The sequence below is a fragment of the Streptomyces sp. NPDC058459 genome, from assembly GCF_042721685.1.
Classification (GTDB): domain Bacteria; phylum Actinomycetota; class Actinomycetes; order Streptomycetales; family Streptomycetaceae; genus Streptomyces.
Map to the genome: position 1 here is coordinate 1 of NZ_JBHXLV010000180.1, position 13,222 is coordinate 13,222.

Genomic DNA, 13,222 nt, shown 5'->3' on the forward strand with positions numbered 1-13,222 from the left:
CCCTTGGCCGGGGCGGGAGCGAGGGTGTCCTGCGGCTCCCGCAACGCCTTTTCTACGGTGGTCTGACTAGTCATGCCCGGGAGATTCTCTATCCGGAGTCGCTCGATCTGGAGGTCCTCGACGAGGGCCGGAGAGCCGGAGATGACGAGCAGCAGGCTGCCGTCGCGGATCGCGGTCTGCTTGAGGACCGTGCTTCGTCCACCGGCGGTGAACGTCAGGAGCTGGCTCCACTGCTCATCACCGCGGTCCTGGGGTGCAGACAGCTTCTGCGTGGCGATGTCGATCGGGGCGCTGCCCGCGAGGACCTGATAGTTCGGGCAGCCGGTCATGGCGTCGAAGATCCGGTTGGTGCCGTCGGACAGCTTCGTCGGGCTGTCGCTGTAGAGCTCCTCGGAGATCTCCGAGGAGCTGCTGCCGTAGGTGAAGTCGGACTTCGCCTTGTGCGGGAAGGTGAGCGTACCGCCGGTCGCCGCGTCGCCGCCCAGTTCGCTCAGCGCGGGGCAGCCGAGGACGGTGACGTCGTCGTGCTGAGCCGCACGCTGCGGCTTGGGCAGGTAGCCGCTGCCGAGGTCAGCCTCGGTGAGCAGGCGGGCCGCCAACGCGGCCGAGGTAAGCGTGGCCGGTTCGCGGTGAGCGTCGGCCGGCTTACCGGTTCGGCTGGAGGAGGTGGTCTGCTGGCCGGCTCCGTCGGTCTCGGGGGAGCAGGCGGGCAGGGCGAGGAGGGCGGCGGTGATGCCGAGGGCGGTGGTGGCGACGCGAACGCGCATGACGTAACTGACCCCTTGGTGCTAGGTGACGGGTGGTCAGTGCGGGCCCAGGGGCCCGGTGGGGTCGTAGGGGTGGTGGTCAGTGCCCGAGGTGGCGCAGGCAGTCCTCGAACGTTTCGTGCGTCGCGTCCGCCGGTCCGCTGTTGCGGTTGTACCAAGCGGTGTCCAGGCGGGGCTCCCGCTGCTGGTGGCCGGCCCTGCATCGCAGCCAGATCTGGTCGCGGGTGGAAAGAATGAGCCAGTCCCGGTATGCCCCGCACTCGGCGCAGGCGGTCATCTCACCGTCGATGACCAGGGGCTGCTTCCAGGGCATCATCTTGCCCTCGACCTGGTCGTGGCTCGGCACGCGCAGCTCCGGCGGAAGGAAGTCCGGTGCCGCAGCGGTCGGCTCGTCGCTCTGCGGTGTGTCCGTCGGCGCCCCGATCCACGGCGGCATCTGGTGGTGTCGTGCGACCAGCTCGGCGAGCTGCCGCTCCACTTCGGTCGGTCCCTTGGCCCGGCGGCGTATGCGGTGAAACACCCTGGCGCCCTCCTCTGTCTCGTCACCTCGTCCTGCGCTTGATGATCGTGCCCCACGCCCCCTCCGGTTTCAATTCACAAAGTCCACAGTCTCCTCCGACCAGGTCAGAGGGGTGCTTGGGCGCATCGAACGGGCCTAACGGCCTGGCCGGGCGGCGTCTTCGCCGCTCCGTCGTTCGCCGGGTGCGGGGCGGCTCGTCGGCGTCCCGCGCTTCGTGGACCGGGTGGTTGTGGTGCCGGTCTCGGGCAGACGGGAGGCGTCGGCGGGCAGGTTTGCGGCTCGCCGCATCCGCCACACGAGCACGTCGCTGACGGACTCCGCGGTGCCGAGTTCACGCCCAGCGGCAACCTCAGGGAGCAGAGCTGCCGAGTCGTAGCCGGCGGCATCGGCTTCCGCGACGGTGGCGGCCAGGGCGTACCAGCCGGGCTCCGCGAGGATCTGCTCGGCCAGATCCGGCAGGGCCTGGCGCAGCAGCTCGGTCTGGCGCTGGAGCATCGGCCGGCTCAGGCGCCGACCACGCTCGTAGAGAACCCCGAGGGGCTGCGCGGCGGCGGCCTGGTAGGCGGCGCGCAGGTGATGAGCGGCTCGGGTGGCTGCCTCGGCCTGCTGGGCGTGGCCCTTGCGGGCATGCCAGTGCGCGGCGGCGGTGATCAGGAAGAACAGCATGTCGATCGCCATCGCCGTGGTGGCGCCGTCCTCACCGCGGCCGAGCGCCGGGCCGCCCTGGACGAGTTCGCGAGCGGCCTGCCGCAGAGCGCGATCGTGGCCCCGTATGGCACGGACGTGGGAGCGTGAGGCTCGCTCAAAAGCTGTTGCCGCGTCGCGCAGCTCGCGGCGGGTATGGGCGGCGGACGTCTTCGCGAGGGCGTCCAGGACCTCGCCGGCTGCGGCGATGTGGGCGGCGGCGACCGCGTCCTCGTCGTGCTCGAAGACGAGCACGGCCTGCCACGCGGCCGAGGCCGCTCCGCGGCGGGCAGCGGCCGGACCGTCCGGCCCCCTACGGATCGCGTCGTCCCCCAGGGGAGCCGGGGCGTCGGCGGACCAGCGTTCGCGGATGCGGGGCAGCGACAGATCGGGAGCCAGGCGGGCGCCAGGATAGAAGACGGGCTCGCCGTCCTTGTTCAGGTCGTCGGGTAGCGCGACCTTGTATCCGAGCAGGTCGCCGGAGGGTGCGGCGCGCTTGCGGACCAGGAGGCCGGCGGCGGCGAGCCGGTCGAAGAACTCCTCGTCGCCCCACGCCCCGCTTACCGCGCGCCGTACGGCTTCACGCAGTTCCTCGCGGGCGGTGCGCTCGCGGCCCTGCCGCTCGGCCTTGTGGCGTTCGGCGCTGGTGGGACGTTTCGCTGCGGTGCCGTCACCGGGGGCGACCTGGTGGAGGCCGAGTTCCTTCTCGATGAGGCGAGCTTCGGCTTGGGCGCGGGCGCCGGAGCGAAAGTCGTCGGGGCGGTGGCCGTCCTCGGTGACGAGGGTGGCGACGATGTGGATGTGGTCCTCCGCGTGGCGCACGGCGGCCCAGCGGCAACCGGACTGTCCCTCACCCGGGTCAATGCCCGTGGCGGCGACGATGCGACGGGCGATGCCGGCCCACTCCTCGTCGCTCAGGATCCGGTCGCCCGGGTCGGCTCTTACGGAGGTGTGCCAGACGTGCTTGGCCGGGCGGGCGTGCTTGGCCAGGGCCATCATCGGCTGGTCCAGGAGCCGCTGGAGGTCGGTGAGGGTGGCGTTCGGGTCGCGGCCGGGATCGGGGGACATGCCGTCGAAGGAGGCGACGAGGTGGGGGTCGGTGTGGTCCTCGTGCTTGCCGGTGTCGTAGAGGTAGAAGAGGAGACCTCGGGTGTCCGCTCCCGACGGGTTGACGCTGGGGATCATGAGCCGTGGCTCTCAATGAGCCGGGTGGCGGCCTGATGGGCGGTGTCGGCGGCACGCCGTACGGCGGCGATGGCCGCTTCGAGGTGAGGAACGTCAGCGCCTGAGTTGAGGGCCTTGACTGCCTGATTGAGGTTGCTGCCGGCCCAGCCGAGCCGCCGCCGGCTGTCGAACAGGGCGGTGATCACCTCGCGTGCGTCGGCGATCTCTGCACTGGTACGGCTGAGGTCGCGGGCGGCGGCGAGCGCGGAACGGGCGAGGAACCCGGCGACCGACAGATTGCATTGGGCGGCGGCGGACTTGATCAGGGCGTACTCGTCGTCGTTGAAGCGGGCGTTGGGCTGGTGCATGCGCTTCTTCTCAGGCGACTGACGCGGACGCTGACGGGCGCGAGGAGCGCGCTGTCGGGGCGCGCGCGGCTCGGTCGGCTTCTCCTCCTGCCCCGGCTTCGATCCGCCCTCGGTCGAAGCCCGAAGGATCTGCGCCCCCCGGTGCAGGTCCTCTCCCGCCCCCTCGGGGGCGGGTTTGGCGGAAGCTACGCTTCCGCCCCAACTTGCTCGCTGTGGGACCGAGTTGGAGTCAGGATCAGGTTCCGGGGCGGAGCCGTTCAAGAAAGCGTTCGTCATCAGGATTTGGGCCTCGTGGAGCGGGTGCGTTGCTGGGTGGTTGCGGTAAGCGCGACGTCGACCAGTCCCGCGAGGACGCAGACCGGATCGTCGCGCTGGTCCTGGACGAGCCACTGCCCGACCGAGGCACGGACAGCCGCGTGGAGGAGCCTGCGCCGGACCCGGACATCTGCCCTGGCATCAGCCTCGGCGACGGTGGGCTCGCAAGCGCGGGGTGGACACGCGTTCACGACATGCCTCCGGAGTGAGATGGTGGCCCGACGCGGAGCCGGGCCACCTCAACGGACATGGAGTATGAGCTGGGGCTTTACCGGTTCATCCGCACTCAGGGCAGCGTCCGACGTGACTGCTGAGCGCCCGGGCCATCCGCTGCTTCGCTGAGGCAGCCTGCTTCGCGCTGGATTTCGCCGCCGGCCTGCCCGCATGCCGCTCGGAGTGGGCGAGCATGAAGCCGATCTCTCGCTCGTACTCCGTACGGACGGTGTTGAACTGGTGGCAGGTCTTCATCGTGCGACGCTCCTCATCGTGGTGATGTCCTCGTTCCGCAGCTCTCGGAGGACCAGGCCGAGGCGGTCGTTACCGACACCCGTCAGGCCCTGGCGGCGGATGATCTCGCGCAGCTGCACCCGGGTGATCGCGGCGTTGCGGTCCCGTGCGAGCAGGGCGGGAACATGGGGGCGTACCTCGTGGACCAGCTGGCGTTCGGGTTCGCCTAGCTCGCGTGCGCGCTCCGTCTGGTGTGAGCGAGACCGGGCGCGCTTGTCCTTATTCTTCGTTCGAGATTTCCGGACCGAATTCCGGCGAAGCGGCACCTGGGGTCCTCGGTCCTGGGTGGTCTCGGTCCCGGACTCGGGGGTGGTCGGTCCTCGGTCCTGGGTGGTCTCGGTCCCGGACTCGGGGGTGGTCGGTCCCCGATCCTCGGCGCTCTCGGTCCCGGACATCACGGGGGCCGATTCCCGATGGCAATCCGCAGTCTGAGCTGGTGCTTCATGCGTATTGTTGGCGGTCTTCGTACCCTCTGCGTCCGGCTGCACGGCTTCTGGGTCCTGGGGACTGTTCACCGGAACCGCGTCGTCATCATGGCTTGTCGTTGCGAGCGTTCCCGTTTCGTTTCCTTGGGTCCCGGAGCCGACCTCCGCCTTCGGAGTTGCCTCGCTGGGGACCGGTCCAGAGGCAGTCCCACGTCCTCGGTCCGGGACCGACTCGTCGAAACCGTTGGGACTGGAGGCGGGGACCGCCGTCCCATTCGGCGTCGGCTGCGGGAAGGCCGTGGCCACCGCGGCGTTGCTGGCTGCCGTGGACCAGGGAGAAGGAAGTGGGACCGTGGCGAGCGCGAGAGAGTGTCGCCGGGCAGCGAGCTGGTCGAGCAGCTGAGACCGCTGGAGGGGATCGGTGCCGACCGCGGCCCTGCCCACCGCCTTCGACAGGCGTCTGGTAAGCCGACGGCCTCGACGGTTTCGCTGTTGCTCGGGAGTGCGCTCCGCGAGACGGGCAGCGAGAGCGACCGCGCGGGCCGTGGCTCGGTCCCGGGTGATCTGGGCGGCGTCGCGGTCCCGCGCGGCGATGCCCAGGCGAGACAGCAGCCGTTCCCGGGCCTCTCGCCCCAGCACAGCGATCAGCCCGTGCGATGCGGCGCCGGGTGTGCGCAGTCGCAGTTCGATTCCCATGGCCAGGTGCCATAGCATCGCGGCCATGATCGGCCCGACGAAGGCGCGGACCGTGCCGCCGACGGGGCCGCTCTCGGCATAGGCCGGGATCACCTGTACCGTCGTGATCACCCAGACCAGCGTGCCCGGCAGGCCGGGGGCGCCTTGGACGGCCAGGTTCTGTCGCGCCATCAGCGCCGTTGCGAAGAGCGCGAGTTCAGCGGCGGCGAACATCCCAGCGCGCTCGGCGGTGCCAGCCATGTCGAGGTAGTCAGCGGCGAACCGCCAGCTCGTGTCCGCGCTGTAGGCCGTGCAGCCGAGGGCGGCTACGGCGGCGACCTTGACGGCCGGTCCGCCGAAACGTTTCTGCGTTCGGGTTCCCCGGCGCCGGACCGTCCAGGCGGTCAGCGCGAGCGCGGCGGGCACGACGGCGGCCAAGAGGAGGGGGAGGTCGGAGGTGGCACCGAGGGCGAGTACAGGGTGGGTCATGCTGCCTTTCCGAGAGGGGCGTTTGCCGGGGCGGACGCTGCAGGGCGGTTGGCGGGCTGGGTGCCGGGGGCTGTAGGCGTGGGGGTGGCCTTGCCCTTGGAGGTCTTCTTCCGCTTCTTCTTGGGGCGGGGCACGCCGTAGTTGCGGTCGCGGTCGAGGACCTTGTTTGCCGCCCCACGGAGCAGGTCGCGGGCGTGCTTGTGGCTGATCTTCAGAGCGCCGGCGAGCCGGTCGGGCCGCCAGCCCCGGACGTAGGCGTGGTCGATGACGACCTGCCGCTCGGTCTCGGTCAGGTGCACGTCGCGCCCCTGGAAGAAGGCGGTCACGCGCTGGTAGTCCAGTCGCTGATGCAGGTTCTCGTGCAGCGGACGCCGCTCGGCCTCGGTCAGGCCACCCCACACGCCCTCCTTGAGGACGTTTTCCAGAGCGAAGTCCAGGCACTCGCGGCGTACGGGGCACCAGCCGCACAGCTCTTTCGCTTCCGCGATCTCCTCGTGGTCCCGGGGGCCGGGGAAGAACACGGCCTCGGCGTCCTCGACGTCCATGCCGTGGCACGTGCCACGGGTGTGCCAGCTCGTGTCTCCGATGCCGCGCAGGCCGGTGACCGGCGCGTCGTGGGTGGTGATATGGCGCAAGGTGGGTCTCCGATGTGCTGCCGCGCCGACCGGCGGGCGCGGTGCTCGGCGGGTGCGGCGTCGGGTGCCGGCTGCGGCGCGTGGGCGTGCGCCGCAGCCGGTGCGGGACGGTGGTGTCGGGTTGGGCGTGCAGCGGACGGGGCGTACGTGCCGGGAGCGCCGGTCAGGCAGGGACGGGCTGCTGGGTCTGCACGGCGAGCTGCGCCTGCTGGGCGGCGGCCAGGTCGAGGCGGCTGGGGTGAGTGGCACAGATTGCGGTTCCGCGGGCTACGCCGTCGGGACCGATTCTCCGTCGACGGCATGACTCGCCGGGCTGGGCCAGGCACCACTCGCACCGCACGCTCAGGGCGTCGGGCATCCCCTGAGCGACAGCGGCCTCTCGGGCTGCGCGTGCGGGCCGGTAGGGCGCGAGGGCTTCGCGAGCGGCGGGCGGTATGCAGGAGCCGATCGCCTTCAGCCTCGCCTTCAGCGCCGGGTCCATCTCCTCGTTCGCGCTGGTGATCGCGAGGGCCCGTGCGGGCTGGGCGGCGCCGGCGGCGACGGCGCGGCGGGTGTCGACCAGCTCGGCGGTGTAGGCGGCCTGGTCGTCGGGATCAGCCAGGGGCGTGGGGTCGGAGTGCCGGGCCAGACGCTCGCGCCGGTAGCTCTCCCAGGGCCGGCCCACGTCCGCCGGGAGTATCTGGTACGGCGAGGTGCGGTAGTGGTGGCGGGCGACGGCCAGAGCGTCCCAGCCGTGCGGGGTGGCCATCGGCACGTCCGCGAGCAGATGGTGCCACTGGGCGAGCTGCTCGCGGGCATCGCCTTCGTCGGTGCGGGTGGTGCGGGGGTCCAGGCGTCCGATGTAGGTCAGCAGGGCTGCGATTTCGCGGCGGTCCACGGTCAGCCCTCCGTTCCGGTCGGCTCGGCGAGTGCGGCGAGGAGCGCGGCTTGGTGTTTTTCGGTGCGAGTCATGCCGCGTGCCGGTTGCTGTCCGCCGCCCGGCACCGCGTGCAGCCCAAGCCGGGCCGGAGGGTGTTCTCGGACGATCCAGGCCCGCCAGTCCGCCGACCAGGCACCGGCCGATCGCGGCGTCCAGTCGGCCCGGTGCAGACGCCACTTCGCGTCGGCAGCCCGTACGCCCTCCTCGCCGAGGCGCTGGAGGTGCCCCTGTTCGCGGGTCCATGCGTGGGTTGCTGGGTCGACCTTCCACTCCACAGCCGAGAGGACGGCCGAGCCACTACTGCTGTACCTCCGGTTCAAGAGAGGTTCACTAGGGTTCTGGGGGTTGGAATCCGTACCGTGGTGGGTGCGGATTCCGGCCCTTCGACGGGTCGGATTCCGTCGCGAGGGTGTGGATTCCGGCCCGGCCGGATTCCCGCGAGAGGGGCCGGATGCCGTGCCCTCCCGGGGCCAGATCCCGTACCGCTGGAGCCCCTTCTCTGCCTCGGTGTCGAGGTCCGGAACGGGGTCTGAGTCCGTAGGGGGCTCGACGTAGGCGTCCGGGTCCTCGTGGCGTACGGCGGCGACCTTGGCCAGCCAGGAGGCAGCTCGGGGCAACCGATAGACCGAGCTGCGCTTGGGCCCCTGCAGGTGGCGGCGTTCAACCAGCTCGCCGCTCTTGTCCAGCGAGGCCAGAGCGTCGCGTACGGCGGTGCGGCTCGCGTTAGTCCGCTTCATCAGGTCAGAGATCGAGGCCCAGACCACGCACCGCTCGTCGGGAACGTGGTCTGCAACCGACAGCAGGACCAGCCGCGCGGTGCCCCTACTGGAGCTGTGCTCGAACACCCACTGGCGCACGTCTTTACTCATCGGCCGCACCGATCGAGCGAGCGGTGGCGGCCGTGCTCCAGACCGGAGCCAACGGTCCCGGGGCGCGGGCTGGGGACGTTGCGGCGAGAGTGGCTGCCGCGCGGGCAGGCTGGAAGTGCCTTTTGCGCAGGGCGGGACCCATGTAAGAATCTCCTTTGGTGTTGCCACGCTGAGACGCGCCCTGGATGGGATCAGCGTGGTGATGGTGGCGATCACCGCCCTTGCCGGGGCGGTACAGCCGTTAGCGTCCGGCGTTCGGGAGTTGCACCTCCGGACGCCGCCGCTGTATCAGGGCCTATCCGGCCCGAAGTTTGTGCACGTCACAGCTCTCTGTCCGTGTCAGCGGGACCGTTGCCCGGCTGGGGACGACGAACATACGCACGGCTCCGTGTCAAGGTCCAGAGTTGGTTCTTAAACCCTGTAGAAGTCGCGGGAGCGGGCGCGACTTCGGTGTTGCGATCATGGGTGGGTCCCCTGGCGAGCACGTCTAACGGGTGGGGTCGGCGTGGCCCAGCGTGGGCCCTGCCTGCAGAGCAACACTTCAGTGAAGCTGTGATCGGAAACCTACGCCAGAGTGATCCCTACCTGTCAACACCAAAGTGAAGCGTCTTGGATGTTGGCTCCCCTGGCTGCACTGCAGTACAATCCGTGTTTCAGTGATGGGAGGAGTCGGTGATGGCGGAGTCCAGCGAACCGGCGGAGGCGCCCGGAGGCGCGGCCGGCGCTCGGCACTCTTTGGCCGACAAGCTCAACCACCTCTTCGAGACGAAGAGGAACCCCGCGACCGGCAAGCCCTACAGGAGCGCCGAGGTGGCCAGGGCGATCTCCATGTCGGAGAGTGCGATCAGTCAACTGCGGAGCGGGGCGAAGCCCAATCCCACCCTCACGACGGTGGAGAGGCTCGCCAGCCACTTCCATGTCGAGGCCCAGTACTTCTTCTCGGACTACGACGCCGAAGAAACAGAGAAGGTGCGCGCCACCATGGAACTCATCGAGGCGGTGGCCGACAGTGATGTGCGCGGGCTGGCGCTTCGCGCCAATGGCCTTTCGGCGGACAGTCTCAGGATGATCACCAACGTGATCAATCAGGCGCGTCGCTGGGAAGGGCTCGATAAGCCAGGGTCTTGACGTGACCCTTCTCACCTGCTGGGCGATTTGATCCCTATGCCTCTAAGGTCCACCAAGATCGCTTTGGGGACCCGTAGCGACGTGTGCGAAGCTCCGCTAGAACCACGCGGAATGGAGGGTTCCGGTTAGCGCAGGCCATGCTGGCGGCGACTCGGGGGCTACAGCAAGGATCTGGTCCATGTTCAATCGGCCACACGCGCGCAAGGAAGCGCAGCTGAGGCGACTCTGTGAGGAGCAACTGCGCGGGATCGAGATTTCGGATCCTGACGCGGTGGAGGAAATTTGCCGACAGCTCGCTGTCAAGCGGGGCCGGCCGATATACCTCAATGAACTTCCCGAGACCGGTGGGGCAAACGCTCCCTGCGGAATGGTTCTCTCATTCGACCACGGGGATTATGTATTTCACGTCGCGGCAACCAGTGAACGGCATCGCGCGCAGATCGTGCGTCATGAGCTGGCCCATCTCCTTCTCGGGCACGCCGGTAGCAACGAGAGCGTTGTCAAGGCGCTGCTGGGCGTCCTCCCTGATGGGGTAGATCCCGCAGCCGTTCTCTCGGCGCTGGGTCGGACGAGTTACGACAGCGAGAGCGAGTACGACGCCGAGATGGCCGCCTCGTGCCTGGGAGAAATTTTCCGCGACCTTGCCCACTCCGGCCGGGAACACGGCCGATCCGGTGCTGTGTCACGGCTCGACGACGCACTGGTCCATCCGCGGAGGAACCGCCGCTCATGACCACATCCGCCATCATCGCCGGCGTCCTCTGGATAGTGGCTCTCTGGCGATTGCCGTCAATCCGGCATTCCCACAAGCAGCGGAGCCTAGCGCTGACTTTGGTGACCCTCGCGGCTGCCATGACCTTCGAGGTGCCCCAGGTCAAGGAAGCCGTCGATGCCGTCGTCGGTGCGGGGGTAAGGCTGGCACCGCTACTGAAACAATTGCTCGGCGTGACCTCGGCGGCCTACCTGCTCGACTTCGTCATCGCAGTGGTTCGGCCACAGGGCTTGGCGCGGCGCACGCGACTGATCGCCGGCGGCGTGACCTTGCCTCTTATGCTCATCTTCTACGCCCTGGCCAACTGGACGCCCGGCGGGCCAGTCCGGCTCGGCGAGGGCCGCGGAGTTCCCTTTCCCGTCCTCTACATGACGGTCTTCACGCTGTACATCGGCATCGCGATGGTCGTGTCGACCTGGCTGTTCCTTGGCGGAGTCCGTCACAGTCGGACGCTCCTCGGGAAGGCCGGCCTCGGATTCCTGGGCCTGGGAACTCTGCTCGGAAGCCTCTACGCTTTCCAACGCATTGCTTTCGTGACGATCCAGCTCAGCTCCGGAACCGAGTACCCGGATCTGGCAAACCTGCTGTCCACTACGCTCAAGCAGGGCACGGCCTTGTCCGTCGCGGTGGGCGTCTGCCTTCCTCCGCTCTCCGTCGCCGCAGAGTACGTCGCTGCGTGGTTCAACCTGCGCAAGCTGCGCCCCCTCTGGGCGCAGCTCACGCAAGCGGCCCCGAACGTTGTGCTGGCGACATCCGTGCGCAGGAGCCGTGTGCCCTTCCGGCTGGAGCGATGCGTCATCGAGATCGAGGACGCCTGTCTGGCGCTTCGCGAATACGTGTCTGCCGACACCTATACGTCGGCCCAGAAGTTTGTCCTGTCCCAGGCTGCTGGTGTGCAATGCGCTGACGCGGTCGTTGAAGCCTGCTGGTTGCGCGCCGCCGTGCAATCTGCCCGAGATGGTGGCGAGCGGCTCCGAGGCGTTGAATACCCGCCGCTCGGAGTGACCGGACGGGATAGGGCGAGCGAACTGTCGTGGCTGCGCGAGGTTGGCCGCGCGTACCTCCTCTTGCCTGTCGTTTCAGAATTTGCCCGGACAGAACAATCATCCAATATTCAAGCGCAGGGTGATTCGGAGGGATCCCTCACATGACAACTGACGTCCGGCCCCGCGAGTCACTGCTGGCGCGCCGCATCACAGACTGGCTTGAGCCCAAGAACTGGATCATTGCCGTCACCCTGCTGGTGGGTTGGCATACGGCGCACTGGACAGGTGTGGCATGGGGAGTAGTTGGCGCTCTGTTTGCAGCCGTCATCCCGATCACCTTCATCAAGTACGGCATCCGCAAGGGCCACTGGGGCGATCGCCACGTCGGCGCGAAACCAGCCCGACTCGTCGTGATGGCGGTCATCCTGCTCTCGGTGGCTACTGGCATCATCCTGATGCTCGTTGCAGGAGCGCCGCGGACGATGGTCGCGCTCATCGTCTCGATGCTGGTGACCCTGGCGATCCTCGCTGCGATCACCTTCGCCTGGAAGATCTCTGTTCACCAGGCCGTTTCCGCGGGCGCGTGCGCGATGCTCGTGCAGACCTACGGCCCATGGATGGCGCTCGGCTTCCTCCTGGTCATCGTGGTCGGCTGGTCTCGTGTCGAACTGCGCGACCACACCCGCAACCAGGTGATCGCCGGCACGATCCTCGGGACCATCGTGGCTGCAGCCGTCTTCCACCTGGCTCGCTGAACTGCTCGTCGTCTTGACAGTTGCCGCTCCAGGGCTGCGGTGCCAACTACTACAGGGCCGGGGTGAAGGCCATAAAGTGCGCCGGCGGGTGGTCGATGGGCAGGTCGAGCCGCCAGCCCGTGAGGATCTGGGCGCTGCATACGAACAGCCCGTCGGGAAGTTGATCGAGCGGACACCGAGCCCACTCAACGACGCTCTCTTCCAGCTGCGTGCCCGGTTGCCCTTGCCGGGTGTGGACCCGCGCACCGACGCTGACTCGTAGGACGCCTTCGACGTGATCGACGAGTGTGCCGAGCAGTTCCACGTCGGTGGCCCGAGCGACCAGACCGGTCTCCTCGGCGAGGTCGCGCACGACCGCGTCCTCGAAGGCTTGCCCGTTCCCCTCTACGCTGCCGCTGGCAGTTCCCAGGGTGCCGCGCTGGTGCCAGGCCGAGCAGGACGCCCTGCTCGCTGAGCAGGATTGCTCCGGCGTCGACGGCCGCGTGTGCGGCCGGGGCTCGGGTGCTGGGGGGCCGGCTGGAGACGCGCGCCGGCCGACCGGGAAGGCGCCGGGCGCGGATGAGCTGCTGAACGACTGAGGCGTCTTCGTCCGGGTGCGGGAAGAGGTCGATGGCTTCGACGTGGAAGCCGTACTCGGTGAGCAGGTCCTCCCGCAGCTGTGGCGCCAAGACTTACATCTGGGTCGGCAGTGGCGGGTTTTCGCGAAGCAGGATCATCTGCTCGTGCGCGCCACCTCGGTGGGCGGGCCGACACCATGCAGGTCGGTGTGCAGAAGAGAGAGGATCACCGGGGCATCGGGACGCAGGCTGTTGCGCAGTGCCGGCAGCGAGCGATGCAGGTTAACGAAGGCGAGCGTCCCGATCGCGTACGCGGCGTCGAACGGCTTAGTACCGGCCAGGTACTCGGCCACGTCTGCCATAGCGAATTCCACGCCTTCCACGTCCGAGTGGGCGGAGACTGCGCATTCGTGCTGGGTCCGGGACAACCTCGATACCGCTGACGAGCGTTCCGTGTGCCTGGGCGAGGTGGACAGCGTGGCGGCTGGCTCCAGGGCCGATGTCCAGGACACGGCGGTCGGTGACATCGCTGAGGACTTCTGCCCCAGGGCCGATCCCGTTTCAGGGCGTCTAGGCGCAATGCCGGTGACTTAGATGGTTGCTGGTCGGGTGGTGATCGTCGTTGGCGCGGGTGGTGGCCGGTTGTGGTGTTCGGCTCGTTTGAGGGGCCAGTTGGACATCTTGCGT

The 13,222-nt window shown here is 68.7% G+C and carries 14 protein-coding genes and 1 pseudogene; 4 read left to right on the forward strand and 11 right to left on the reverse strand.

Annotated elements, in window-relative coordinates; all coding sequences use genetic code 11:
* Positions 1 to 116: 116 nt before the first annotated feature.
* The 9 genes and pseudogenes from ACFWN1_RS25765 to ACFWN1_RS25805 all read right to left on the reverse strand — a co-directional run.
* Positions 117 to 767 (reverse strand): annotated as a pseudogene (locus ACFWN1_RS25765) (hypothetical protein); the annotation flags it as partial.
* 79 nt (positions 768 to 846) lie between these two features.
* Positions 847 to 1,287: a hypothetical protein gene (locus ACFWN1_RS25770; protein ID WP_384366478.1), complete on the reverse strand. Its 441-nt coding sequence runs from the start codon at positions 1,285 to 1,287 to the stop codon at positions 847 to 849.
* Between the two features lie 135 nt (positions 1,288 to 1,422).
* Entirely contained in the window at positions 1,423 to 3,156 is a 1,734-nt protein-coding gene (locus ACFWN1_RS25775) for a relaxase/mobilization nuclease domain-containing protein (protein WP_384366481.1), read from the reverse strand.
* Positions 3,153 to 3,503 carry a plasmid mobilization protein gene (locus ACFWN1_RS25780; protein WP_384366484.1) on the reverse strand — a complete coding sequence of 117 codons (351 nt, stop codon included), beginning with the start codon at positions 3,501 to 3,503 and terminating at the stop codon, positions 3,153 to 3,155. The genes ACFWN1_RS25775 and ACFWN1_RS25780 overlap by 4 nt, the downstream gene beginning before the upstream one ends.
* A gap of 591 nt (positions 3,504 to 4,094) precedes the next feature.
* The gene (locus ACFWN1_RS25785; RefSeq protein ID WP_384366487.1) at positions 4,095 to 4,286 is read right to left on the reverse strand and encodes a hypothetical protein; all 192 of its coding nucleotides are present in this window, start codon (positions 4,284 to 4,286) and stop codon (positions 4,095 to 4,097) included.
* Positions 4,283 to 5,914, reverse strand: a complete 1,632-nt coding sequence (locus tag ACFWN1_RS25790; protein WP_384366490.1) for a hypothetical protein — start codon at positions 5,912 to 5,914, stop codon at positions 4,283 to 4,285. The genes ACFWN1_RS25785 and ACFWN1_RS25790 overlap by 4 nt, the downstream gene beginning before the upstream one ends.
* Entirely contained in the window at positions 5,911 to 6,549 is a 639-nt protein-coding gene (locus ACFWN1_RS25795; protein WP_384366493.1) for a WhiB family transcriptional regulator, read from the reverse strand. The genes ACFWN1_RS25790 and ACFWN1_RS25795 overlap by 4 nt, the downstream gene beginning before the upstream one ends.
* 163 nt (positions 6,550 to 6,712) lie before the next feature.
* A complete protein-coding gene (locus ACFWN1_RS25800; protein ID WP_384366496.1) occupies positions 6,713 to 7,426 on the reverse strand; it encodes a hypothetical protein in 714 nt (237 codons plus the stop codon).
* Positions 7,427 to 7,428: 2 nt separating this feature from the next.
* Positions 7,429 to 8,337, reverse strand: coding sequence for a helix-turn-helix domain-containing protein (locus tag ACFWN1_RS25805; RefSeq protein ID WP_384366499.1), 909 nt, complete (start codon positions 8,335 to 8,337; stop codon positions 7,429 to 7,431).
* A 675-nt stretch (positions 8,338 to 9,012) separates the two neighbouring features.
* Here ACFWN1_RS25805 and ACFWN1_RS25810 point away from each other — a divergent pair.
* The 4 genes from ACFWN1_RS25810 (at position 9,013) to ACFWN1_RS25825 (ending at position 11,978) form a co-directional block, all read left to right on the forward strand.
* Positions 9,013 to 9,465: a helix-turn-helix domain-containing protein gene (locus ACFWN1_RS25810; RefSeq protein ID WP_384366502.1), complete on the forward strand. Its 453-nt coding sequence runs from the start codon at positions 9,013 to 9,015 to the stop codon at positions 9,463 to 9,465.
* A 178-nt stretch (positions 9,466 to 9,643) separates the two neighbouring features.
* Complete coding sequence (locus ACFWN1_RS25815) at positions 9,644 to 10,198, forward strand: secondary metabolite protein (protein WP_384366505.1); 555 nt, start codon at positions 9,644 to 9,646, stop codon at positions 10,196 to 10,198.
* The gene (locus ACFWN1_RS25820; protein WP_384366508.1) at positions 10,195 to 11,388 is read left to right on the forward strand and encodes an MAB_1171c family putative transporter; all 1,194 of its coding nucleotides are present in this window, start codon (positions 10,195 to 10,197) and stop codon (positions 11,386 to 11,388) included. Before ACFWN1_RS25815 ends, ACFWN1_RS25820 begins: the two co-directional genes overlap by 4 nt.
* A complete protein-coding gene (locus ACFWN1_RS25825) occupies positions 11,385 to 11,978 on the forward strand; it encodes a hypothetical protein (protein ID WP_384366511.1) in 594 nt (197 codons plus the stop codon). The genes ACFWN1_RS25820 and ACFWN1_RS25825 overlap by 4 nt, the downstream gene beginning before the upstream one ends.
* Before the next feature lie 49 nt (positions 11,979 to 12,027).
* Here the strand turns inward: ACFWN1_RS25825 and ACFWN1_RS25830 are convergent, their stop codons facing one another.
* Together ACFWN1_RS25830 and ACFWN1_RS25835 are read right to left on the reverse strand one after the other, a co-directional pair.
* Entirely contained in the window at positions 12,028 to 12,330 is a 303-nt protein-coding gene (locus ACFWN1_RS25830; protein WP_384366515.1) for a hypothetical protein, read from the reverse strand.
* 360 nt (positions 12,331 to 12,690) lie between these two features.
* Entirely contained in the window at positions 12,691 to 12,897 is a 207-nt protein-coding gene (locus ACFWN1_RS25835) for a hypothetical protein (RefSeq protein ID WP_384366518.1), read from the reverse strand.
* Between the last annotated feature and the right edge of the window lie 325 nt (positions 12,898 to 13,222).

Bases quoted from the DNA above. Each gene is read 5' to 3' on its own strand.
- ACFWN1_RS25835 (WP_384366518.1), bottom strand. From the start codon at position 12,897: ATGGCAGACGTGGCCGAGTACCTGGCCGGTACTAAGCCGTTCGACGCC.
- ACFWN1_RS25820 (WP_384366508.1), top strand. From the start codon at position 10,195: ATGACCACATCCGCCATCATCGCCGGCGTCCTCTGGATAGTGGCTCTC.
- ACFWN1_RS25790 (WP_384366490.1), bottom strand. From the start codon at position 5,914: ATGACCCACCCTGTACTCGCCCTCGGTGCCACCTCCGACCTCCCCCTC.
- ACFWN1_RS25825 (WP_384366511.1), top strand. From the start codon at position 11,385: ATGACAACTGACGTCCGGCCCCGCGAGTCACTGCTGGCGCGCCGCATC.
- ACFWN1_RS25815 (WP_384366505.1), top strand. From the start codon at position 9,644: ATGTTCAATCGGCCACACGCGCGCAAGGAAGCGCAGCTGAGGCGACTC.
- ACFWN1_RS25775 (WP_384366481.1), bottom strand. From the start codon at position 3,156: ATGATCCCCAGCGTCAACCCGTCGGGAGCGGACACCCGAGGTCTCCTC.
- ACFWN1_RS25805 (WP_384366499.1), bottom strand. From the start codon at position 8,337: ATGAGTAAAGACGTGCGCCAGTGGGTGTTCGAGCACAGCTCCAGTAGG.
- ACFWN1_RS25785 (WP_384366487.1), bottom strand. From the start codon at position 4,286: ATGAAGACCTGCCACCAGTTCAACACCGTCCGTACGGAGTACGAGCGA.
- ACFWN1_RS25810 (WP_384366502.1), top strand. From the start codon at position 9,013: ATGGCGGAGTCCAGCGAACCGGCGGAGGCGCCCGGAGGCGCGGCCGGC.
- ACFWN1_RS25780 (WP_384366484.1), bottom strand. From the start codon at position 3,503: ATGCACCAGCCCAACGCCCGCTTCAACGACGACGAGTACGCCCTGATC.